Source organism: uncultured Fibrobacter sp. (assembly GCF_900316465.1).
Taxonomy (GTDB): Bacteria; Fibrobacterota; Fibrobacteria; order Fibrobacterales; family Fibrobacteraceae; genus Fibrobacter.
The window spans coordinates 31,843-56,175 of record NZ_ONDD01000017.1 but is presented as its reverse complement, the minus strand read 5'-3'; the positions used below and the strand labels follow the sequence as shown (position 1 = coordinate 56,175).

Here is a 24,333-nt window from a genome sequence, read left to right as displayed (position 1 = left end):
ATTACCTCCTCGGGAAAAGCGTAATCAGTGTATCCGTGAGCGCATTATAGGCCAACCTAAATTTGCGTCCATCAAACAAAGTATCTACCAAAATCACAGAGCTGTCAAGATCAGATATTCTCCAAGATACGATGGGTCCATTGGAATCAAAGAAAGACCTTACCTGTTCTTCGGAAATACCTCTCTCGTCCATTCTCTGTTTTGCGTGTTCGCTAATTATTATGTTCATAATATATATTTCTATCTAGATATTGTCAAGATATTCTACTTTAGAGTGAAATTGATTCACCCCTCTTTACTATCACGCTTTTTTGGGCCACTTGAATACCATTTTCGATTGTAAAATTTTCAACAAAGCCGATCAGCGGAAGAAGAACCTTTCGTTTCTACAAATATTTCTATATTCACGCCATGCTCCTAGCGCTCGTTAAAATGTCCCGGCCGGTGAATATCGTGATTGCGATGGTCACGCTTGTGATTGGCTACTACCTGCTTTCGGCGTTGCCTACAACGACGGGCGGTATCGAATGGTTTCCGCTTGTTTTGCAGGCGCTCGGTTTTGCATTTGCAATTGCCTTTGCAAACATCCAGAACGACATCTGGGACTTGGATAGCGACCGCCTGAATCGGCCGGAGCGTCCGCTGGTGAGCGGAAAGGTTTCGGTGGCAGCGGCGCGAAGGGCGTGGATTATTCTTCTCGTGCTCACGATTGCGGCGGGCCTTGCCGACAGCCTGATGACCAAGACGAACTTCACGGCTTGCATTTTCTTTGTGCTACTCAGCGCGCTTCTGGTCGCCTACAACAAGTGGCTCAAGCACATCCCGCTTTTAAAGAACATGACGGTTGCCTTCCTTTGCGCAACACCCCTGATTCTCTGCCTGTTCTACCCCACGGGCCTCAAGGAATCCATCGAATCGACGCTTGGAATTTCGAACAAAATCGGACTTCTCTACCCCGCGATGCTGTTCGCAATACTCCTCACGACCGCCCGCGAAATCTACAAGGACCTGGAAGACGAAACCGGCGACCTCAAGGCAGGCATCATGACGTTCCCGCTGATTGCAGGCGCCCCCACCGCAAGGCGCCTCGCCGGCCTCATTTGCCTTTTCACCTGGGCCATTTTACCGCTGCCTGTCGCGCAGGGTTACTACCCCATGCTCTTCTTGATTATCACCGGAATCGCCTTTACTCCCGCCGTCATCGCGATTCTCGTTTTTGCAAACAAGCGTAACTACCGAAACGCTCAAAAACTGGTGAAAATCGCCATGTTCGCAGGCCTTATCTCCCTCGTCGTGAGCTGTTAAAAGCCTCCTTACTCAAAAAAGTACTTTATCCAAAGCCAAAACGGTAAGTTTTTTGTAACTTTTACCCGTATTTCATTATTTTAAGGAGGAAATATGAAAATCACAAAGTTAATCCTGACATTACTGTTTTTACCCCTTGGAGCATTCGCCCTAGACCCCCCGATAGAACCGATCGAAACGGTGAAAGTTTCCAGCGAAGACGATTTTGAACATCGTTCTACCTTTGACGGCTGTTGGTCACTACAAAAAAACACAGACTACATATTAACCCAAAACGTAAAATTGACAAGATGCCTTCACATCGGAGCAACCATTCGCCTAGATCTCAACGGCTACACGCTATCACGTAATTTAGATGATCTTTTTGTTACAGAAAAAGCATTGATTTTCCGTGTCGATAGGACACTTATCATCGAAGACAGCAACAAGAGCGAGAACAATAGAGGCATAATAGCAGGAGATTTCAACATTAATACCAGCATCCCTGCAATTCTCGTTAATGATAACGGCAGTGCCTTCCTGCTATCAGGAATAATCAATGTTACGGAGGAAAATCTGGCCATCGACTTACACGGGTCCCTTCAAATAGATGGGGGGAGTGTTTATTCCTATGGTACAGGTATAACCGCTCATTCCGGCTCAAAAGTTGAAGTATTCAGCGGATCTGTCAACGGAAACAACAGAGGTATAGTCGCAAAAGAAGGATCCAAAGTGACTCTTGCAGGAGGATCATTCAATACTAACTCAAACTATGCTGTAGAAGCTTTTGAAGACATCAATATTTCTGGCACTCCATATTTTCCCGATTACAACGCGCTGGTTCTCTCTAACGGAAAGAAAATCAATATTGTAGGCGAATTAAAAGATAAAGCCCTCATCAACGTAAACATTGCAGAGCCCTTGACAGACAAAAATCCGAAGATTGCCCTTTCCGGACAATCGGAAAACGTTACCAAAGACGCCATCAATAATATCTTCAGACATGTCACAGGAACAGCAACTGGTTACGAATTATACGCCTATAACAACACGCTCATGCTGAGAAAGGATTACCCCGCTATCCGGTACATAACCGAAGACGGGAAAACAACAGCATACATCGATGGCGACTACTACGGTTCCGTCGGCGACGTCGAAGAAAAACACGTAGACTCCGTCGTTTTCGAAAGAAAGTTCCCTCTTTCAGCAAACGGATACTCCACGATTATGCTCCCCTTTGCAGTGAACCTGAATCAACTGGGCGGGGTCAAGAATATCTACGAATTCCGAGGAGTCGAAGAAGTCAACGGCAAAATGGAAGTGCAAGTCCAAAACCTAAAAGAAACCTTTGATAACGAAAGTCAAGTTCGTACCACCGCATATACCCCGTATCTCATACAGATGGAATCCGAGACCCTCGAAATCAAGGGTGCTGTAGATATAGAAAAGACTCCTTTTAATCACGACTTCTTATACCAAAGTGGCAGCTGGTTTATTGACGGCTCCGATGAATACATGGAATTCACACAAGAAATGCTCGAAAGCGGCAACACCTATGGATTTAACGACCAAGTCACAGAAACCTTCAAAACCGCAGGCCAGTTTGTCAAAATCGGTGCAGGGGCCACGCTCCCGCCCTTCCGAGCATTCATATTCTCAAGAAATATTTTCTCTCACGAATACACTGAAAAGAATTACCCTGCCGCTATGAACGTCGTCATTGTCAGTAGCACCGACGGCAACGAACAGACGACCGCGATCGGCCGCATCGATACCCGTTCCGGAGAATTCAAGATGATCCGCAACTACGATCTTAAGGGCCGCAAGCTGAACAAAACTCCTAAAGCCCGCGGAGCTTACTACGGCAAGAAAGTCTTAAAGAAATAAGGAGGAAACAATGATCAACGAACTGAAGAAAAATTATAGCGCCCCCGAAATGAAAGAAATCAAGCTCAGTAATCAGGTCAACCTGTTGCAAGAGAGCTATGCTGGTCTACTTTCTAGACTAGATTCCTCATCGGACAAGACGGACATGGCATAGTCTAGTTTTACACAAAACGTAAATTTTACAGAAAGGTTTTACACTCATTGTAAAACCTTTCTTCTTTTTACTTAGGGATTTGGCGTTTTTGAGCCAAAATCGCCAAAATGGCACATTTTTTGCTTAACAAGGGCGGCCGTTCCCTTGCTTGCACCCGTCCGGGTGGGCTGTGACCTTCGAGGTAGAGGGGACATACATTTCAAAGAGGCGTTATGCTCGACGAATTGCACGAAGAATGCGGCGTGATCGGCATTTACAATGGCGACACTGTCGTAAGGAATATTACCATGGGGCTTTACGCCCTGCAGCACCGCGGGCAGGAAAGTGCCGGATTCGCGGTCACCGACGGAGACAAGATTCGCGTCCGCAAGTCAATGGGACTTGTATCGACCCTTCTCCGAGAACACGACATCAACGAATTTGACGGATTTGCAGGCATTGGCCACGTCCGCTACAGCACCACAGGTGCTTCAACGCTTGCCAACGCGCAGCCGATTCTGGTGAGTTGCAAATGGGGCCAGATCGCAGTCGCCCACAACGGAAACATCACTAACGCCGCCGAGCTCCGTGCCGAAATGGAAGCCGACGGCCATATTTTTCAGACGACTTCCGATTCCGAAATTCTTCTGCATGAAATCGCGCGCACCGAGGCCGCCGACTTAGGCGAAGCCATCAAGAAGGCAATTACGAAATTCACCGGCAGTTTCTGCCTCGTTTTCATTAGCAAAGACACCATGTATGTGGCCCGCGACGGATTCGGATTCCGCCCGCTGTCGCTGGCCCGCATGGGAAAAGCCTGGTGCGTTGCCAGCGAAACTTGCGCCTTCGACTTGCTGGGCGCCCACTACATTCGCGACATCCAGGCCGGCGAATTCCTGACCATCACCAAGAACGGGCTGCATTCCGAACGCTTCGTGCAAAAGGATCGTCTCGCTCATTGCATTTTTGAATACATCTACTTTAGCCGCCCCGATTCCAAAATTTTCGAGCAGAGCTGCGACAAGGTCCGCCGCAAAATGGGCAAGCAGCTCGCCAAGGAATGCCCGGTGGATGCCGACATCGTGATCTCGGTGCCCGACAGCGCTACTACCGCCGCTCTCGGCTACGCCCAGGCCAGCGGCATCCGCTTTGAAATCGGCCTGCTCCGTAACCACTACGTGGGCCGTACCTTCATTGACCCCACGCAGAACGTGCGCGAACAGAAGGTCAAACTCAAGTTCAACCCCATCGAAGGCGTGCTCAAGAACAAGCGCGTCTGCGTCGTGGAAGATTCCATTGTGCGCGGCACCACGCTCAAGATCCTTTCCAAGATGCTGCGCGATGCCGGCGCTTTAGAAGTTCACATCCGCATTGCATCGCCTCCGGTGGCACACCCGTGCTTCTTCGGTATGGATTTCCCGAGCCAAGGCGAACTTGCAGCAAGCTCCATGACGCCGCCCGAAATCGCCAAGATGCTCGGCGTCGAAAGCCTCGGCTACCTGAGCGTTGAAGGCATGAAGGAATGTACCGGCGAAGGCGAAAACTACTGCGCCGCCTGCTTTGACAACGACTACCCCGACTACATCGGAATAGACACGACAAAGACCCGCTGCGGTTAAAAGAAAAAGCGAGAGCATTTGCTCTCGCCTTTTTTATTTTCGTCTAAAGCCAAATTAAATCTGGTTATACGTCCACTTGACGTGATCCAGCATGAACTCGTGGGCGTCAAAGGCGAGCCCGAACTGTTCCTGGATCTTGCTCACGTCAAAGAGCATGGGCTCGTCGCCCCAACCGAGGTCAGTTTCGATGATTTTGGATTTGCAACCAGGTTTCATCGAGACCATCATTTCGGCAATTTCCTTCCAGCTCATCCAGACTTCGCCAAGACCGAGGAAGATTTCTTCGTTCTTATCGGATTCCAGCACGCTCAAATAAAGCTTTGCCTGCTGACTTGCGTGAATGAACTGCGTGCCGTCATTCTTGATGATATTGATGTCGCGGTTTTCCTTGACAGCCTGCGCCATCGCAAAAAAGCGACGGTCCGGCTGAGAGCAGCCATCGGGCCACGCGGGATTGCCGAACGTATAACCCGGGCGGATAATGTTGCGGGCCATCTTGACTTCGGGGAACTGGGTTCCATAACCATGCGTAAAACCAAGCACGAAGGCTTCACCAGCGGCCTTGGTGGCACCGTAAAGGTCCATCGGCAAGTTGCTCGTCACTTCGCGCATCGAAGGGCGCATACGGCCCATAGCAGCCGTGCTACTCGTATAAATAAACTTCTTGCAACCGGCCTTTGCTGCATTTTCAAGCAGCATCACCGTTGCACGGGTATCGTTAGCAAGCATCGTGCTCGGGGTATCACCCCAACCAAGAGCAATATGAATGCAGGCATCGCAGCCCTGAAGTCCTTCGGCCATCAGGTCAAAATCTGTCAAAGCGCATTCCACGAACGAAACATTGGAATTAGCCTTGAGTGTCGGAACTTTATTGGGGTGTCTGGTCGCAATCACGACTTCGTGACCTTTTTCCAAAAGGGCCTTGACCACATAATGTCCAATGAACCCTGTTCCACCAGTAACGAATACTCGCATACATATACCTCTCTATACCTATAAAATACAAACCTTTTGCAATACAGGCAACCTAGTTTGTTAAAAAAAGTGGAATACAAGATAATATGAGAAAATTTCTCATCACACATCCCACATCGCACATTTCGCACTATCTACTGCCTATTTTCTACGATTTTACTACATTATTTACAAAGATTTTTACTAAAGAGGTTTATAATGGCTCGTATGCGCGTACTCGTTTTAATGGGTGGCCCGTCCACCGAACATGATGTTTCCGTTGTCAGTGGCACCGGCGTTGTTCGTGCCATGAACCCGGACCGTTACAACATCCACCCGGTACTTATTGACAAAGACGGCACCTGGCACTGGTCTTCCCGCGAACTTTCCCCCTACCAGAAGGACAACTTCTCGGTCAATTACTTCCGCGGTCTCGAAGGCACTGCCGCAAACTGCAAAAAGAACCCCGCCCTTTCTGAACTTCCCGACGCCGACATCGCATTCCTCGCCCTGCACGGCAAATGGGGCGAAGACGGTCACATTCAGGCTTTGCTTGAAAACTGGAGCATCCCCTACACCGGTTGCGGCCTGCTCGCTTCTGCCCTCGCCATGGACAAGGTGAAGTCCAAGGAAATCTACAAGGCCAACGGCATTCCGACTCCGCCGTACCGCGTGATTTGGAAGCACGACTTTACTGGCGACACGCTCGTATCTGTTGCTGACGAACTGGGATTCCCGCTGGTTATCAAGGACCCGCTGGGTGGTTCTTCTATCGGTATCGGTATCGCCAAGGACTTGGACGAAGCCGGCAAGATTGCCCAGAATTTGTTCAAGGATTCTAACCGCCTGCTCTGCGAAAAGTTCATCGCCGGCGAAGAAGCCAGCTGTGGCTATATCGAAGGCGAAAAGCCGCTTCCGCCGACCGAAATGCGCATGACCACACGCGAATACTTTGACTTTGAAGCCAAGTACAACGGCGAATGCAAGGAAGTCACTCCGGCCGAATTCGACCCGGATCTCACGGCCCGCATTCAGGAACTCGTGAAAAACGCCCACTACGCCTTGGGCGGTGCAGGCTACAGCCGTACCGACGTCCGCATCACCAAGGACAAGCAGCTGTTCGCTATCGAAACGAATACGCTCCCGGGCATGACTCCCACGTCGCTCTTGCCGCAGCAGGCTGCCTGCAACGGCATTACCTACAGCCAGCTGATTGACTTGATTATCGACAAGAGCCTCTACATCAAGCGTTAATCATGACCTTCGATTTATTCGTAGATACTTCGCGCAAGGGAATCTCGATGGCGCTCCTTGAATCGGGCGCCGCCGACCCCCGTTACTTTGAATCTATTGACGAGGCGGCGCGCGGTGAAACCGCATCTGCCATGCTCGACGCCCTGCTTGAAAAGGCCGGCGCCTCGCTTGACCAAGTCACGCGAGTCATGGTGACGCTCGGCCCGGGCTCTTTCAGCGGACTGCGCACGGGAGTCGCCTTTTGCGAAGGCTTAAGCTTTAGCGGCAAGCGCAAACTCTACGGCGTATCTACCCTGCAAGCCCTCGCCTGCTTTGCCGACGCGCCCGAAAATGCAGCCGTCGTCATCCGCGCCCGCAAAGGCTACTGGTACCTGCGTCTTGCCAACAACGAAAGCTTTATCGAAACCGCCCAAGTGGTCGACGCCCTCAAGGCAAATCCGGTAAAGACCGTCGTTGTAGACGAGGCCGCCCTCGCCGACGAAGCATTGCCCGCCGTATTCAAAGAAATCGGTGCTACAACGGTTCTCGACAAAGGCCGCCCGCTAAGCGATTGGGCAAAGCTCTTCGATTCGGTCACCCCGAGCTTGATGCAAGAAGCAAACTACATTCAACCGTCGTACTTTGAAAAATTGCACTGAGTTTGCCCGAAGCCTCTAGGAACTGCGCTATGTCCATTCGCAAAATGAATTCCGCCGACATTCCTGCCGTACTGAGGATTCAGGCCGAACTTGCGTTTCAAGACTGGAACGAGCGACAATACGAACAAGAAATCAAGGCGCCCTACACCTACGCCGTCGTCTACGAAAGCGAAGGCGCCATCGAAGGCTACGCCGTATTCCACTTGTTGGGCGCGGATTCCGAACTGCTTTCGATTGCGGTAAGCAACAACGCTCAGCGCAAGGGAATCGGCACGCAGCTTTTGCACGCAGGGCTTTCACAACTCGATTTAGACAAGTCCGACTGCTGTTTTCTAGAAGTCCGCGAGAACAACATCAAGGCCCGCAACTTCTACGAAAAGCACGGATTTAATTTGTTCGGAATTCGAAAGAAATATTACGCCGACGGCGAAAACGCGGCACTTTACCGCACCGAAGGAGCTCAAATTGGCTAAGCTACCCACCAAAAAAGAAATTCAGAAAAAGAAAATCATCCTAAGCGCTGTCGCAGCCGCTTTCATTTTCTTGATTATAGTCTTCTACATGGTCATGACGCGAAGCGGTCACTGGCTTGTTGACGACGATGAATTCGAACATGTAAAGTGGGCCGTGGTTTTAGACGGACAATCTGCCGACATGGAACGCATTGACCTTGCCGCAGAACTCATGGCCAGCGGAAAGGTAGACTCCGTGCTCATTCTCGGTCGTCGCATTCTTCGCAACCGCAGCAATGCCGAATTCTATCTCGAAGACTTTATGCGTCTCGGCAACTTCGACAGCAACTCCGTCTTTATCGCAAGACACGACGATCCTTCGACTATCGGCGAAGCCTACACCATTATCCCCTGGCTCAAGAAACACAACGCCGACACAGTGCTGCTGATTACAGGGGCCGCCGCAACACACCGCGTCAAGCGCATTTTCAATGTACTTTCTGGCGAGGCTCCGGTTTACCTGACCGTAGATATTCACCACTACCAGTATAACGCAGACGCTTGGTATTCTAACCGTGAATCCCGCAAGGAATGGCTCCGCAACTGGCTTTCGCTCGCCGCCTCTTATTTTGACTTACTTCCGGCAGGCAATCTCTCCGACGCCGATTCCTTCTACTACAAGCCCATTGTTTCGGCCAAGGAATACGAAGCAGAAAAGAATCCCATAGTCGATTTACAGTCGCTGCTTCCGAAGGTCAAGGAAAAACTGGAAGAACCGGTGGAACTCCCTAAAGATACCGTCGCAAAAGACACGGTCGTCAAGGACTCTACCAAAAAAGAATCCAGCAAACCCGATAAGAAAGAAGCCGAGAAAAAAGACAGCGACAAAAAGGATTCTGACAAAAAAGAATCCGATAAAAAAGATTCTAGCAAAAAGTAAAACAGGCTAGACGATCCGATTCAATCGGAGTTGAGCCATTAATCGGTGCAAAGCAAAGCAAGCACTGCTGTAAGCGGCGCATTCCAGTTAATGGCCGTTTCGTTACTAGCGAACGAGCAGCGTTCATCTGTATACGAATAGCCCGAAGCTTCACCCGGATAATGCGGCACCACATTCGGCGTACGGTGCATATCCTGGCGGTCGCTATTGATGCCACCCACCAAAAGTCCCGGAATCGGTTCATCCACGCCATCGGAATGACTCAAGCGATGATGCGGTTCTTTCGGCGAACTCCATGCAGACCCCGTCACAAAGCTGACGTCTACAGGATTACGTCCGTAAATGAAATTCACCAGTTCGCGGCACCAGAAATCAAGCGACATTCCGCCCAAGCTAGGAGCCCAGCGCTTTACAATGGCAAGCGTCAGAGCATGGTTTGCAATATCGCCATTACTGCCCCAAATGAACCGGCGGACAGGAATGCCGTAAGCATCGGTTCTCTGCAAATCAATGATTTCGCGGGCGGTCATAGCAAGAGTCGTGCGGGCAAAGAGGCGGAATTCTTCGTCCTTATCTTGCAAGGCAAGCGCAATCCATCCAAAATTCTGCGTATCGCGCCAGTCCAAGCAAGACTTAGGCGGAATCACCTTCATGTCTTTCAAGAGCAACGGACGCAGGCTTTCGGCAGTAAGGCCTTCCACAGCTTCGCCGCGGGCCTGCAATTCGCGGTAAAGCATAGCGCGGGCCCAGAAAAATTCGTCTTCGGCATGATCGTCGCCGTAACCGCCGCTGCCTTCGGTATTATGCGGCCAGTCTTCGAACGGGCGCGACACCGCCCAATTGTAGGCCTTTACCGCGGCTTGCAGGCAGCGTTCTGCGAACGCCGTATCGCGTTTGCGATACACGCGCGAAGCTGCAGCCAGCGACCCCGCAAAATTCAGCGTCGAGGTCGTCGACTTTCCAAGAATCATGCGCTTTTGCAACGAGTCCGAATCTTTAGGCGAAACAAAGCCGTCCCAACGTTCCGGCGTCACCTTAAAGAACACGCCGCCATCGGTATCCTGCATGCGCAAGAAAAATTCCAGTTCAAAACGGACTTCGTCCATCAAGCTGTACATCTTGTGGCCATCGGGACCAACAATCGGTTCTGACGCATTGATGGCCTTGTAGGCGCGGTTATCACTCACGGAATCCGCAGTCAATTCGCAAGCAAGCAACAAAGTCGCAACAGACACGCCGCCATTCACAATGTACTTGCCGTAGTCACCGGCATCGTACCAACCACCGTGGGCATTCCAAGTTCCTTCGCGATTCATACTCGGATGAAACCCAATGCAATCGTCCAGGTGAGCCGCAGGCCTTGCCCACTTGCCCGCAAAATCAGAAGTCAATTCAACACCGCTGCGCTGGTAATAAAAAGACTTGATATTCGCAAGCAACTGACGGTAAAGCCATTCCGTCGAAATTTCAAAAGTTTCGGTTTCAAAGACCAAGGCATCTTTTTCGGCGACACCTTTCTTCAAAATCTGGATAAAAAAGATTCCCGTTTGAGAAACACCCGAGAAATCACCTGACCAAAGGGTTTCTCCAGTATATTCGCAAACACCATGATGTTCAAAAGACCCCTCTACCAGAGAACCTTCCCACATGGTTGACATATTGTCACAATGGAGGCGTCTTACAACACGGAATTTATAGGAATCAGGGCCTTCATGGGCCGATTTAAACTCCTGCGGATTCACAAAGAAAATCTTTGCCGCGTCGGGAGCATAGCCGACATGGTTGTAGCGAACAGGAATCTTCATATGACAAGAATAGTTATTCATAATACTATTCCCTAGTACCCCTGTATACAAATCTGTTTACCGCTGCAACCGAGCATTTTCCAAATCATCCCTAATAAAAAGAACTATAGCAAATTCTTTGCTATAGTTCGAAAAAATCGCTAAAAAAAGCGTAATTTTTTGTTTGGGTTAGCTAAAACTCGTAATTCAAGGCCGCAATTATATAGAAATCTTTATATTGGTCGGCCTTGCTGTCCGGGCGGTAGTTAAGAACCGTCCCCACGGTCCAGTCAGAATACAGAGCCGGAGAATGGTGAATGCGCAGCTTTGCCGAGGCGTCAAGGTCAAACTCCATTTCGTCGTAATCCTGATTTTCGATTTCGTAGCTCAAGAAGTTCTGACGAAGATTACCCGACAGCGTCAAATCCAAGAAATTCGGCTTGAGTTCCATTTCCAGATTGTCCATCAAGTTCCATTCAAATTCACTCATGTCGTTGCGGTTGTAGATCTTGTATCTGGGAGTCAAGGCAACCGTATTACGCATGCCTTCGAGCGTTGTCGTCAAAGAGATCGGATAGCGCTGTTCCAAGTAGTCGCTGCCATGCAGGTAATAGCCGAGAATGCCGTAGGTTTCGTTCTTGAGCTGGAATCTCGAAAGCAGACGGTCCTGTTCAAATTCCGACATGTCCGTAAACACCACCAACACGCCACCGATTTTCAGCACGTTGTCCGGCAACTTGCAAGACCAGCCCAATTCCAAGGTATGCTTCATCAGCTTTTCGGTAAACTGGGTGGCCAAATAAGGTTCGTCGGCCAAGGCATAGTAATCAGCCCAGCGAGCAGAGTCGATCTTGATGGTGTCTACACCGTTGAAAACCTTCATCGTTGCACGGCCCTTGATTTCTTCGAACCACGGATCGTCATAAATGCCCGAAGTGCCAGAATAGTTAGCGTACAGGCGCTGCGGTGTACTACGCGTTCTGTAGTTGAAGGCGTACTTGAACGTAAGTCCCATCTTGTCGTTCAACTTGAAATCGTTCTTCAAGTAACCGTCATGAATGTAGAGCGTTCTCACAGGGTCCTGTTCATGCTCTCTGAGCCAGTTGGTGTGTGCGCCCGGAAGTCCCCACTGCGTACCTTCACCCATTCCGAACAGATTATAATCGTTACCTTCACCGGCAGCGTTTTCGACATTCATGGTATAGCCAAAGCCCAAGTTCCAGAAGTCGTAAATCTTGTGTTTCAAGTTACCGCCAATCATACGAGTATTCTGCAGTAAATCTTCGGAACCGGCGCTGTAGTATTCGCTACCGACATACCTGAAGAAGCCTTCGACAAAAGTACGCGGATTAGACCACTGGTAAGATCCAGCAAAAGCCCAATGCTCATGACCCCAGAATTCACCGCTCGTCGGAGCAACGTCATCGCTATGGATAGTCTTTGCCACATCCTTCGCCCTGTTCAAGACTCGCTTCAATTCTTGACGCATTTCAGAAGGAGTCTTCATCGAGTTTTCGCCAAAAATCTGTTCCAGTCGTTCCCTGCTGAGCGAATTCACATCGTTCACATTGCTCATGAGCCTATTGAGCAGCGCAAAGTTGGACGGATCAAGACCTTCTTCTGCAAACACCTGGTTCACGGCACGCATCTTGGCCGCATTCAACGTGTCTGCACCACCCACAGCAATCTGGCCGTTCAACTTGATATCGCCTGGATAAAAAAGCCAGTTACCATCGGCGAACAAGTTTCTCGAAGACACCACCGGTTTCGCGGTATTCGTATTCGGATCCATGCCATCTCTCAAGAACGGATCATGCAAGTAATCCTCGCTAGACACAAAACCCAAGGTTCCGTTAAAGCGGCGGTGCATATTCCAGCGGACTTTAGCGCCGCCCACAATCCTCTGGGCCTCGGCTTCGCCGTCGTCCACATAGTCCTTGTAAACATCATAATTGCGATTACCCACAATCTTGGGAGCATTCTCTTCGCCAACAAACACCGAGCCCATGAACATCGGGTCATTCGCCGAATTCTTGAACAAATTGATATCGTAGCTTGCGCCAAAGGCATGGAGTCCGGCCAAATAAAGTTCGCCACCGTTAGCATAGAAATCACCCAACACCAAACGTTGCATTTCGTCGGTATAGCTAGCCTGGAATTGGTAAACCTTAAAATTGTCCCACTCATCGCTCGAAATATCGGCCACCACTTCAAACGTGGCTCCAGTCGGCGATTTCATCAACAGGTTTGCATTCCAGTTCGTAAAGAAACCCGGAACCTGGAAATAGTTGATGTAACGTTCGCCAGGCTTAACCGTATCTTCTTGCGAAACGTAATTTTCGCCCGAAGAATTGTGGCGGGTCAACACCTTGTGGTAACCCAGCTCAATCCCAACGTTACCCGAAATGCTCCATGCAGAATCCTGGGAACCCTTCATGGCGCCAACATACTTGGTGCCGTCGGCATACGGGTTCACCGGTTCTTCGCCAAGGGACTTCTTGTATTCACCGATGTTTCTCGAGAACAGCTTTGCATTGTCTGCCAAAGCCGGGCGAACATCTTGCGGCGGGATATCGTTGGCAACAAAGGCAATCTCGTTGTTCTCAACCGTAGAGTTTCTTTGCGTAAGTTCGTTGTCGCCCAAGTCAACAACACCCACTTCGTTCGCATCGATTTGCGTACGCATCAAATTCACAGTCGAATTTTCGCCAGCGACAAGAGCCACATGGTTACCTGAAAGTGTAGACGCATCGATATCGATTGCGGCACTGTGCGTAGCCCACACACCGGCATTCACGCAGTCTTCAACTCGAGTCCACTGCAGGGCCACAGAACCGTTGCGCACAAACACGCCCGCACGGTCTGCATGCGAAATAACGCCGTCGCGCACATCGAGCGAACCGCTTTCAACAGCAATGCCGAACACGGCATTTTCGATACTTGTCCCCTGAATTTCAGAGCGCTTGGCACCCGTGACCGAAATACCATTCCACAACTTGCCATCATCGGCAGAAGTCATGGTCACTGCGTTGCCCTTTTCTCCCATAATGGCAAGCGAGCCACCACGAACATCAAGCCCCGTTCCTTCTTTAAAATAAAGCGCCGTACCCGCTTCAACGACAAGCGCTTTCCCCTCGGGCACGACAATAGTTTCATTCACCAAGTACGGTGAGTTTTCTTTCTTTAAAAATCCGGTAAGTGTACCGCCTATGGTGCTCTTTTCGAGCGCTCCCCCTTCAACGGCAAAAGCACTCACATGGAGTGCTACCATAATTATTGCGGTTGAAGTCCAAACCCTTAGCTTCATCAACGCACCTCGTAATCCTTCTTAGCTTTAGCCGTGTAACCACTCTTGTGGACGACTTCGATATCTACATGATTTTTCGCACCTCGCGAAACCATGACCGGAATTTGGTAATCCAAAGTATGAATCTGTGTCAACGACTCCTGCAAGATAATCTTTCCGTTAAAGCGGACTGTCACCTTGTTCAAGTACTCAGGATCGTTTTCAGGTATCCGGATTCTAAACTGGAGCGTTTGCGAAATGTGGTCCGGAATATCTTGCGGCGGAGGCGGAACCTTCAAGATTTCGTGAGGCTCTCCAAAGACATCGATAGTGAATCGCTTGTTGGGGTAGCAGCCCATGGTCTTTGTGACTTCGACCTTGTTGGCGGCCTGGTCTTCGACACGGACTACGTATTCATGGCGACCCTTCTGGAGTTTAATTCTCTTCTGGGCATTCTTGGTAATCGCTTCTTCCGAAATCTGGCTACCATCCGATTCAATAGCCATCACGGCAGCATCGTTCTTCATGTCGCCCACCGACACGTTTGCAACGCAGTGCAAGGAATCGTAAGAAGAAATCGACGCGGTCGGAGCCTTGGTATTCACTTCGGGGCATGCCTTATTGATCTGCAAGTCAATCGTCTTGGAACTCGTGAGGCCAGCGCCCTTGAATTCCAAAGTTGCCTTGTCGGCAGTCCAAAGACCGTTTTCGTCGCTAATGGCAATCTTTTCGGAGAAGGTGTGAGCCTTGTCGTCGGCAGCGCGAATCAAGTTATTCGAGGTAAAGCCCTTGCCCACCTTCAAGACCAGCGATGCATTTTCGTCAGAGGTACGGTAAGAACCTTCAATCGAAAGACCGCCTTCGCAGATTTCTACCGGAGAAGTCGTGCTTACGACAAAACCATTTGCCGGAAGTGTCGCGGCAGCCTTCTGGGCTTCTTCGCGAAGTTCTTGCTGGAAGGTAGAGTCGGCCTTCTGCAATTCAGCCTGCAAGTCCTTTACCGACTTAGACTTGTCTTCCAAAATCTTGCTCAAACGCTTGGCAAAGCGGGCCTCGCCCGAAGACGCGAGCTTTACGACCACCAGAGAATCGGTTCCGAACGTGGTTTCGCCTGCGCCAATAAACACCGGCTTGTCGGAGCCTGCGGGGGTAATTTCGAGTTTACCGGTCTTAAGGCCAGCAAAGAATACGCCTTCGCCACCAATATAACCTTCGGTACCGCGAATCGATGCAGTTGCGGTTCCGGTCTTAAAGATAAACTTGGATTTTTTGTTTTTGAGTTTGTGGACGGCAAAGTTCAAGAAACCCTTTTCAACATCGATCTTGGTTTCAAAACCGCCTTCGTCGTTGGGTTCAAACAGCTTTTCCATTTCGACGATGGTGTTTTCACCAATCATAATGGAACTACCGTCAGGAAGTCCGAACACGACTTCGGATTCGACACCCGTACGCACCTTGTCGGACTGATAAATCTTGACACCAGTCCTAATTGCAGTCCATTCATTCTGTTTAGCTTTCCAACGGTCTACTTCGCCCAAAGTCATACGGACTTTACCGACCGCAGTCGCAGAAAATACCATTGCCGGCATTACGGCAAGAATCATCATTGAGCGTAAAAATGTTTTACTTGAAATGGAAACTCTGACCATCATGTGCCCCTTTCTATATCAAGTAAAAAGATATTCTTTTTTTACGCAAAAAGCATTACTTTTTTTTACAAGGTGATATAAATCAAGCCCAAAAACGGCTTTTTTTAGCCACCAGCGAGTTTTACGGTATATCCGCGCTTTTCTAGTTCTGTTTTTAGCAGATTCCGCTTATCGCCCTGAATTTCGATTACAAAATCCTTGACCGAGCCGCCTACCCCGCACTTTTGCTTGAGTTCACGGCCCAATTCCTTGAGTTCGGCTTCATCGAGCGGCACTCCAGTCACTACACTGGCCATTTTTCCGCCCCCAAGGCGCTTGAGTTGGATTCTTACCACACCATCGCCTTGCGGACGCTCCGCTTTGGGCTTTTCTTGCTTGACGCGGCCCCCTAAAGCGGTTGAATAGACCAATGTAGAACGTTCTTCGATACCCATTACTAACCTCTAGTCGTTTTTAAGGCCCAATCTTTCCATGGCAATCTTCTTACCGGTCTGGAAATCGCACTTTCCGGAGCCCAATTTGGGCAAATCGTCCAGTTTAAGCACGTAAGAAGGCTGCATCAGCGGCGGAAGCCCCACCTGCTTGAGCCTATCCTTGGCCTCGTCTTCAGAAATATCGCCTGCAAACAACAGGGCAATCTTTTCGCCCTTGGAGCCATCGGGCACGGCCACCGTAAAGTGGTCCACGCCTTCAAAGAATGTCGTTTCCGAAATCTTGAAGTCAACCGAGCCCAAGCTCACCATTTCACCGCCGAGCTTTGCAAAACGGCTATAGCGGTCTACAATGGTGAGGTAGCCGTCTTCGTCTACGTGGCCCTTGTCGCCCGTCTTGTACCAACGGCGGCCATTGATAATCGCAATTGCCTGAGCGGTCTTTTCGGGGTTCTTGAGGTAGCCCTTCATAATCTGGGCACCACCGATCAAAATCAAGCCATCTTCGCCAATGGGCAATTCTTCCATGGTATCGGGGTCTACAATACGGAACTGCGTACCCGGCAGCGGTGCGCCCACAGTACCCGGCTTGTTACCCACCAGCACGGTCTTGTAATCATCCATCAAGGTGTCCTTGGTATTCACGGCAGCCACAGGAGTCGTCTCGGTACAGCCGAAGCCTTCAAAGATTTCAAGTTTGAATTTGGTGCGGTAAAGCTGGCGAACATCTTCGCGAATCTTTTCGGCACCGGCGTAAATGCGGCGCACGCTTGCAAACATCAGCGGGTGTACCGCGCGGTTCACACCCCACATGCGCAGGAACGTGCCCGTCGCCACCATGAATGACACCTTGAACTGAGCACAAATACGCGACACAAGCTTTGCATCGGTCGGATCAGGGCAGGTGGCCACCGGCACACCTTCAACAAGGCAAAGCATGGTCGTAATCGAAAAACCGAACGCATGGAACAGCGGGAGCGAACCCAAGAACACGTCGTCTTGGCAAGGGTTCAGCACGCTTTCGCACTGTTTAATGTTACCCATCAAGTTGTAATGCGTGAGTTCCACGCCCTTCGGCCTACCTTCGGAGCCCGAACTAAAGATAACCGTGGCCACATCGTCAAGCGTCACTTTCTTGAAGAATCTTAGTTCCAAGTACCAAGCAGGCAACACGAGCACTCTCAAGAAGTTGAGAATCAAGGCACTCTTCGGAATCATTTCCTTCAGGTCTTCCATGTAGTATACTTTGTACTTCGAAAGCAGAATGTCCATGTTAATGCCCTTCTGCTTCAGCTTTTCGACAAAGACCTTGGCGGTAATAATGCTCTTGACATCGGCAACGCCACAGCAATAGTCCATGGTTTCGGGCGTATTGGTGTAGTTCAGGTTGTAAACCGTCTTACCGCGCACAAGGCATGCCATGTTGGCAATAATGCCCGGGCCCGAAGGCGGAATCAACACACCCACCTGCTTTTCGCCGATAGTTAATTTATCAATAACCTTGGCAAAAGAAAGAACCGCAGTCGTAAGCGTATGGGCCGACAAGTGCTTGCCGTCGGGGCTATACACCGAAGGACCACTCCCCACCTTCTTTGCCGTACGAATCCAGGCAGAGGCCACCGGACGGAGCTTGCGGATATAGGTTTCCCAAGCGGTAATAGAAAGTTCCTGCACGGCGCGCTTGATCGTTACCGGGTCGGCTTCGAGCGGGAGCTCGTTACCAAAAGCAACCGTCACAATACGCCCGCCCGAATGCACCAAGTCCTTAAAGCCAGCGTCGGCCATAGAATACGAACTACCCCACAGGCCCTGCACATAGAACGGCAACAACTTAACCTTAGGCACATCGCGAATAGCCGCCGAATAATCAAGTCTAAAGCGGTTCATGTTACCGGTCGAAGTCATTGCATTTTCGGGGAACATCACAACAGCTTCACCACGCAACAGCGCACGGCGCGCACTTTCCATCGCAGGAGCCGGGTTCGAAATATCCAAGTTGATCGTCTTCATCTGCGAAAGCAGCAGGCGCACATACCACTTTTCATACGGTCTGCGCGTAATCACAAAGCGCATGGGCCTCGGGCTTGCCATCTGGATCAGAGCCCAGTCGATGTACGAAATATGGTTACCCACCAACAGTACCGGGCCTTCCCACGGAATATTTTGCACACCCGACACCAAGAACTTGTAATGAATCGAAAGCGCCGAGCGCAACAACTGGCGGAGCAATGTATGCGGCATGGCCCAAAGCGCCCACACCGTACCTGCCAAGCAGAAAATACCCAAAATAAAGAACAAGTCCATGCGCCCAAAGTTCAAGTACTTAAGCGCCACCATCAAAAGCACGTCAAAAGCGATAATGCAAATGTTCTGCACCGCATTGCTAATCGAAAGCACGTGGCCAGCCGAACGCGGCTTAGTATTGTACAAGAGCATCGCAAACATCGGAAGCGCATACAAACCGCCACAGAAACCGAGCAAGGCAAACGCAATCGCATTATAGGGGCGCGGAATAAACGGAATAATCAGAATCAAGGCGGCAGCACCGGCCGTACCCAGCGGAATAAGTCCCATTTCAATAAAGGCCTTGGACATGCGCATGGCGTAGTAAGAACCAAGCACCAGGCCCACAATCGTCCCCACAATCGCATAGTTCGCCATCAAGTCCTTATCAAACAGCGAGCCCGAACCGAACATGTCTTGCACAATGAACAACAGCAAGAAAATCATGACCCAGAACATCGAAAGGCCAATAATCGACTGGCGGAGCGCACGGTTCTTCCAGGCCTTCTTGAACTTGCGGCGTGTAAAGGCAAAGTTGTAGTAACGGCTCCAGGGGAACTTCATTTCGGCGTCGTAGGCGCCAATAGAGGGGATTGCAAATGCGAACACGGTACCAAGGAGTTCCACGACGGCAATGCCCGCAATAATCGGGAGCACGCCCTGCATCAAGTGGGCAAAGTCAAGCGTCTGCGGAGCAATCTGTTCAAACGCCACCGCGGTCGCCGCAGCAGACAACAGCAAACTTACGAAGGTAACGATCGTAAAGCGGCCGGCGCCATTTGCAAGCATGCGCACGCCCACCAGTTCCTTGAGGTAGCCGCTTTTTGCCGGCGAGGCAATGGCCTGCAGCACAAAGAAAAGGGCCGCAGCCGCAAACACAAATGTCATACTTCCGATATACGCTGCCACACCGAACACGCCCACAGCCGGGATCATAAGCAGCGACGTAATGCGCAACACGCGTTCCTTGGGATACTTGTCCGAGAAATAGCCGGCGGGCGTTACAAGCAGCACGCACGGCAAAAGAATCAAGAGGTGCAGGACTATAAACGAACTGTCGCTCGATTCAAACAAATGCAAACGGTTAAGCACCAATTCCAAGAGGGCGATAAGAGCCGTGGTCGAAGCGACCTGTGAAAAAACGACCCCGTAAAAAGCGAAAGAACCTTGATGTTTTTCCATTTCTAATTCCTTGGATTTATGGGGTAAAAGATACACTTTTTGTATGTAAAAAACAGAAAACCCCGGCTAGGCCGGGGTCTATTTATTTCAACAGGTTAATTTTTTTTAAGAATTAATTCTGCGGACGGCGATAACCGAAGGACTTCAAGAGTTCGTCCTTATTCTTGATGACGTCACCCTTGCGCTTTGCGGAACGTCCAAAGCCATCGCCAGTTTCCTTGTACAGCTTGGCATCGAAATCAGCAGACGGGAGCGTACAACGGAGCTTCGAACGAATCGTGGCTTCGACCTTGTAGACGTAGGCGCCGGTAGCGTACTGCTTGCCGTTATCAGCCTTCACAAAGCCGTGCTTGTCCGGTTTCTGTTCAAAGTACAGTTTGAGCACGCCAGCTTCATCCGTAAAGCTCGGGTCGTTCAAATCCTGCTTGAAGTTGAAGTAATCCACGAAGCCACCCAGAGAGGTGTACACCCAAATCTTGGCGTGCAGCCTGGAATCATACAGGTTGAACTGACTGATATCGCTCGGGACCTTGACTCCGTCTTCGCAGAACTTTTCAACGTATTCTTCGACAGAAATCTTGGTTGCGTTGTCAGCGTCCACACCTTCGAGCGGGATCATGCCGTCAGACACAACGAGGTCATCCAAGGTGGCCAAGCCGCTCACGGTACCATAGCCTTCCTTCGGAACAATCACCGGCAGCTTGATATCCAAGGCGAGAGTCGGGCCCAAGTGACCTTCTTCCATTCCCGGATACGGTTCTTCACCACTGCCTTCCTTGTTCTTGACATGGCCACCGATCATGGTTTCAACTTCCTTGCCCGTAGAGGGGTTCTTGACGCTTACAGCGAAGGTCTGGCCCTTCTTCGGCGGGTTCACAGAATAGTATTCTTCGACCTTATCCTTGTCGATTTCGGTGACAGGCTGTTCCACAGCGATAGCGACGCTCTTGGAATCCTTCATCATGACAGACACCGTATCAGAGGCAGTGTTACCCGCCTTGTCGCGGTAGAAGCGCACGATGATATTCGGTCCCTTTTCAAGACCCTGGATTACCAGAGAATCCTGTTCGATACCGTTCACAGTCCACTTGACGTCTACGAAGTTCGAACGAACGACGGAGTACATCACCGGAGATAGGATTTCGACAGTCGGAACAGTCTGGTCAAGCACAATGAACACGGATTCGGTTGCAATGTTGCCATAGATGTTCTTGTAAGAGTAGGTCACAGCGTAGCCAATGTCGCCTTCGGCGTTCTTGACCATGTTACCCTTCTCGTCGATTGCGTAAGACACAACCATCGGGCTGCCCAGCTGGTCGATCTTCACCGTCGTCACAGAGAAGATGCCTTCGCTCACGTTGGAGTTCTTTTCGGAATCCTTGCCCTTGCCGGACTTGGAGCTCTTCGAAGAAGCACCCTGGACCATGAGTTCGCCGTTCGGACCCTTGGCATAGATTTCACCAGTCATGGCGTCAGCGATGTAAGAGACTTCAACTTCCTGGTCGCCGACCATGGTCTTGTAGGTCACCGTAATGACTTCAACTGATTCTTCCTTGCCCTTGGAGTTGATTACCGGCACCTTGATCGGTTCGCCATCAAGTGTAACCATGTAAGACACGGTCACAGTATCGCTACCGACAAGCTGCACGTAAGAGCGCTTTTCGGAATCACTGTTGACAGCGGTACGGGTTACGCCACCAGACGGAGTTTCGTCGAGCATAATCTTGCTGTCCGCAATCGAATTAATCTTCTTGAGCGTTGCGTCAGACACCTTCACCGGTTCAAGGTTCACTTCGAGTGCGAACGAAGTATCGCGCTTGTTAGCCGGATCCTTCACGTGGACGTAAACGGAATCGCGTTCCTTGTTCACATAAATGTTGGTATCGGCAGAGCCCGTATTTTCAACAATCGTGAACACGTTTTCGGCCTTGACGTGAGTCGGGTTCGCGGTCACTTCAACGAGCGGAATTTCGTCGTTGTACATGATGACCACGGTATCCTTACCCGGCAAGTCCTTAGACGGGTCCTTATAGGTAATCACGATGACATTCTTACCCTTCTTGAGCGTCGTATCAGCCGACACGATTTCGCCATCCTGACGCCAGGTAATCACGCCATCCTTCTTGTTCGTATATACCGTATCCGGGTAGTTCCAAAGCGTATCCGGATTTTCGTACTTGGTGATAATCACTTCGGACTGTTCGATCACGTTCGTCACGTTGATCTTGATCTTTGCGGTATCGTAGAACTCGCCGTCATCCACCTGAACATAGATTACGTATTCCTTCTTGGATTCGTAATCCAAAGTATCCTTCAGGATCACAATGCCCTTCTTCGGGTCAATCATGAACACAGCGGAATCGCCGTCCACAATCGTGTAAGTCAGGTCGGTGAATTCCTTCTTCTTATCCGGGTCGGTAGCCTTCACCGTATCGATAACAGTCCAAACCGTAGTAGATTCCGGAACGGCAATCGTCTTATCCGAAATAGAAGGCGGTTCGTTAACATCGTGGATGTTGACCACAATCGTCTTCGTGGTGGTAATCGGACCATTCTTGGCAGAGATCAACTGACACTTGCAGTTATCGTCGTACAAGCTGTCCGGAACATCCACCAGGTCAGTGATAGCGACATCAATCTTAACCGTCGGATTCTTTTCGTAGTCAAGACCGGGGCACTTTTCTCTCTTGACGCTCACGACACCGGTATGGCTGTTGATTTCGAAGCAGCCGGTCGGATCCTTCGCAATCTTGAAGGTCATCACGGAATCGAAGCGGTCAATATCAAACCACTTGATGGAATCGATAACGGTACCCTTCGGAGAATTTTCATCGACGCCAAGCGTATCAGTCAAGATTTCAGGTTCTTCATTCAAATCAATCAACTTGACAGGAACACGTTTATCAGTATAAACTGTATTCAAAGTTGTGTCACCGTATGTCAAGATAACCCAATATGCGGAATCCTGTCCACAGATATATTTACCATTTTCACAATCTAAAATGCTATCTGTGACAAGCAAGATTCTCATAAGATCGCTGGGATCCTGCACAATATCAAACAAATCAATATTGCCACCAGTCATCTTGGGATAGTTATCAAACAGCTCCGAATTCCTAGACAAGGAGTCTATATCGCTCGGGTGTTCCACGTGACCAAGAGTATCAGGCACCTTGCCGTTTTCAGTAATAACGAGAGGCCATACGTCGAACAGAGGCTTTTCGTTTTCGTCCGTCACGCGAATGGTACGATAGAGCGTATCGGCCATGCCCTTCGGGTCAGTCACGACAATACCCATCGTGTATTCCGGATCCGGATCGTTACGAGAGCTTGCATTTCTGAGAGCTTCGTAATCGAGGAGTTTTTCATCGTTGACGGTTACAGTAATCACAGAATTCTTATAATCGATCTTAAACAGGTCAGAGCCCTTCGTGCTTACGCTCGGGATAGTCGAACCGACATCGAACCACGTAACCTTTGCACCAGCAACATGGCCGGTATCTTCATCAACCACATGGTACTGGAACAAGACCGTACCCGTCGGAGTAACAATCTTCCTAGTACCATTCGGATTTTCCGGATTTTCCTTGACACCCACGGTCAAAGTATCAGTCGGCGTAACGCCACGGCTGGTGGTATCACAGAAGGCGATGCAGTTCTTGTTGGAATCGTCTTCGCCATCCGGATCATCCGGGCCGTCAATCACAATGATCGGCGGTTCATTGACGTTCTGAATCTTGACAGTTACTGTTTTAATAACAGGATCAAGGCATCTGTCTGTCTTGACATATTTGCTTCCGCTCTTTTCCCATTCGCAGTTGTCGACCTGAACATCGAACTTATATTCAGTCTTGGACGATTCATAATCCATCTTAGAAGAATCCTTAACAACAAGCAAGGAATCCTTCATAGCAAATGGAATATCGCCATTCGGATCAACAACAGAGTATTCCAAGCGAGCGAATTCATTCTTATTAATAGTATCCGGGTCTGTAGCAATCACAATACCGATTGCTTCGTCATTCTTCATGTTTTCTTTAGGATAGAAGGTGAATTTAGCCTTGTCAGTCTCCTTGATATCCTTATTGAAATCAGTAACACCCGTAATAGTCGGAGCTTCGTTCACGTCGACGATCTTAACGATACGGCGAAGCGAATCGCCCATGGAGGCGGTTTTATCATCAGGATCCTTCACGTAAACCGTCAAGTGATGGGTATCCTTGACCTTTTCGTAATCGAGTTTAGAACCATCCTTCACGGAGAGAATCATTCTCCATTCGCCGTTCACCTTCTTCATTCCAATCTTGAAGAGGGAATCGGCGCCAGAATTGCTTCTGTCCTTCATGGTTGCAACAAGCGTATCCTTATGGTTGACTCCCACGTCTTCGTCAACAACCCAGTAGTCGAACACAACATAGTTGGTCGGCGAATTTTCCTTGACAGACAGCGTCAAAATCTTAGTCGTATCGCCGGTGCTCGGAGGAGGATCATCGCAGAATGCTACACAGAGTGTATCGGGAGGATTCGGCACACAGGAATCGCCTACGCAATGTCCCG

The 24,333-nt window shown here is 49.9% G+C and carries 16 protein-coding genes; 8 read left to right on the top strand and 8 right to left on the bottom strand.

Annotated features, from left to right (window positions below; translation table 11 throughout):
* Position 1: 1 nt before the first annotated feature.
* Entirely contained in the window at positions 2-229 is a 228-nt protein-coding gene (locus QZN53_RS12970; protein WP_088628717.1) for a DUF4258 domain-containing protein, read from the bottom strand.
* 182 nt (positions 230-411) lie between these two features.
* Here QZN53_RS12970 and QZN53_RS08135 point away from each other — a divergent pair, with 182 nt between their 5' ends.
* From QZN53_RS08135 to purF, 4 genes are all read left to right on the top strand, one after another.
* Complete coding sequence (locus QZN53_RS08135) at positions 412-1,305, top strand: geranylgeranylglycerol-phosphate geranylgeranyltransferase (protein WP_163438523.1); 894 nt, start codon at positions 412-414, stop codon at positions 1,303-1,305.
* Positions 1,306-2,016: 711 nt separating this feature from the next.
* A complete protein-coding gene (locus tag QZN53_RS08130; RefSeq protein WP_163438522.1) occupies positions 2,017-3,171 on the top strand; it encodes a hypothetical protein in 1,155 nt (384 codons plus the stop codon).
* A gap of 10 nt (positions 3,172-3,181) precedes the next feature.
* Positions 3,182-3,325: a hypothetical protein gene (locus tag QZN53_RS08125; protein WP_163438521.1), complete on the top strand. Its 144-nt coding sequence runs from the start codon at positions 3,182-3,184 to the stop codon at positions 3,323-3,325.
* Positions 3,326-3,537: 212 nt separating this feature from the next.
* The gene (gene purF, locus QZN53_RS08120) at positions 3,538-4,923 is read left to right on the top strand and encodes an amidophosphoribosyltransferase (protein ID WP_163438520.1); all 1,386 of its coding nucleotides are present in this window, start codon (positions 3,538-3,540) and stop codon (positions 4,921-4,923) included.
* A gap of 54 nt (positions 4,924-4,977) precedes the next feature.
* Here the strand turns inward: purF and QZN53_RS08115 are convergent, their stop codons facing one another.
* A complete protein-coding gene (locus QZN53_RS08115; protein ID WP_163438519.1) occupies positions 4,978-5,898 on the bottom strand; it encodes an NAD(P)-dependent oxidoreductase in 921 nt (306 codons plus the stop codon).
* Between the two features lie 198 nt (positions 5,899-6,096).
* On the opposite strand from QZN53_RS08115, the gene QZN53_RS08110 reads away from it, so the two are divergent.
* From QZN53_RS08110 to QZN53_RS08095, 4 genes are read left to right on the top strand one after another with little or no spacing between them, the layout of a single operon-like run.
* Entirely contained in the window at positions 6,097-7,131 is a 1,035-nt protein-coding gene (locus QZN53_RS08110) for a D-alanine--D-alanine ligase (RefSeq protein ID WP_163438518.1), read from the top strand.
* A gap of 2 nt (positions 7,132-7,133) precedes the next feature.
* The gene (tsaB, locus tag QZN53_RS08105; protein WP_163438517.1) at positions 7,134-7,769 is read left to right on the top strand and encodes a tRNA (adenosine(37)-N6)-threonylcarbamoyltransferase complex dimerization subunit type 1 TsaB; all 636 of its coding nucleotides are present in this window, start codon (positions 7,134-7,136) and stop codon (positions 7,767-7,769) included.
* Between the two features lie 29 nt (positions 7,770-7,798).
* Positions 7,799-8,242, top strand: coding sequence for a ribosomal protein S18-alanine N-acetyltransferase (gene rimI / locus QZN53_RS08100; protein WP_163438516.1), 444 nt, complete (start codon positions 7,799-7,801; stop codon positions 8,240-8,242).
* The gene (locus QZN53_RS08095) at positions 8,235-9,161 is read left to right on the top strand and encodes an ElyC/SanA/YdcF family protein (protein ID WP_163438515.1); all 927 of its coding nucleotides are present in this window, start codon (positions 8,235-8,237) and stop codon (positions 9,159-9,161) included. Before rimI ends, QZN53_RS08095 begins: the two co-directional genes overlap by 8 nt.
* A 38-nt stretch (positions 9,162-9,199) precedes the next feature.
* Here the strand turns inward: QZN53_RS08095 and QZN53_RS08090 are convergent, their stop codons facing one another.
* The 6 genes from QZN53_RS08090 to QZN53_RS08065 form a co-directional block, all read right to left on the bottom strand.
* Entirely contained in the window at positions 9,200-10,966 is a 1,767-nt protein-coding gene (locus QZN53_RS08090) for a glycoside hydrolase family 9 protein (RefSeq protein WP_163438514.1), read from the bottom strand.
* Positions 10,967-11,138: 172 nt separating this feature from the next.
* Positions 11,139-14,252 carry a right-handed parallel beta-helix repeat-containing protein gene (locus QZN53_RS08085; RefSeq protein ID WP_163438513.1) on the bottom strand — a complete coding sequence of 1,038 codons (3,114 nt, stop codon included), beginning with the start codon at positions 14,250-14,252 and terminating at the stop codon, positions 11,139-11,141.
* Positions 14,252-15,838, bottom strand: a complete 1,587-nt coding sequence (locus QZN53_RS08080) for a FecR domain-containing protein (RefSeq protein WP_163438512.1) — start codon at positions 15,836-15,838, stop codon at positions 14,252-14,254. The genes QZN53_RS08085 and QZN53_RS08080 overlap by 1 nt, the downstream gene beginning before the upstream one ends.
* A 146-nt stretch (positions 15,839-15,984) precedes the next feature.
* The gene (locus QZN53_RS08075) at positions 15,985-16,314 is read right to left on the bottom strand and encodes a translation initiation factor (RefSeq protein WP_073317374.1); all 330 of its coding nucleotides are present in this window, start codon (positions 16,312-16,314) and stop codon (positions 15,985-15,987) included.
* 9 nt (positions 16,315-16,323) lie between these two features.
* A complete protein-coding gene (locus QZN53_RS08070; RefSeq protein ID WP_163438511.1) occupies positions 16,324-19,776 on the bottom strand; it encodes an MFS transporter in 3,453 nt (1,150 codons plus the stop codon).
* A 112-nt stretch (positions 19,777-19,888) separates the two neighbouring features.
* Complete coding sequence (locus QZN53_RS08065) at positions 19,889-24,307, bottom strand: cadherin repeat domain-containing protein (protein ID WP_163438510.1); 4,419 nt, start codon at positions 24,305-24,307, stop codon at positions 19,889-19,891.
* Positions 24,308-24,333 lie beyond the last annotated feature (26 nt).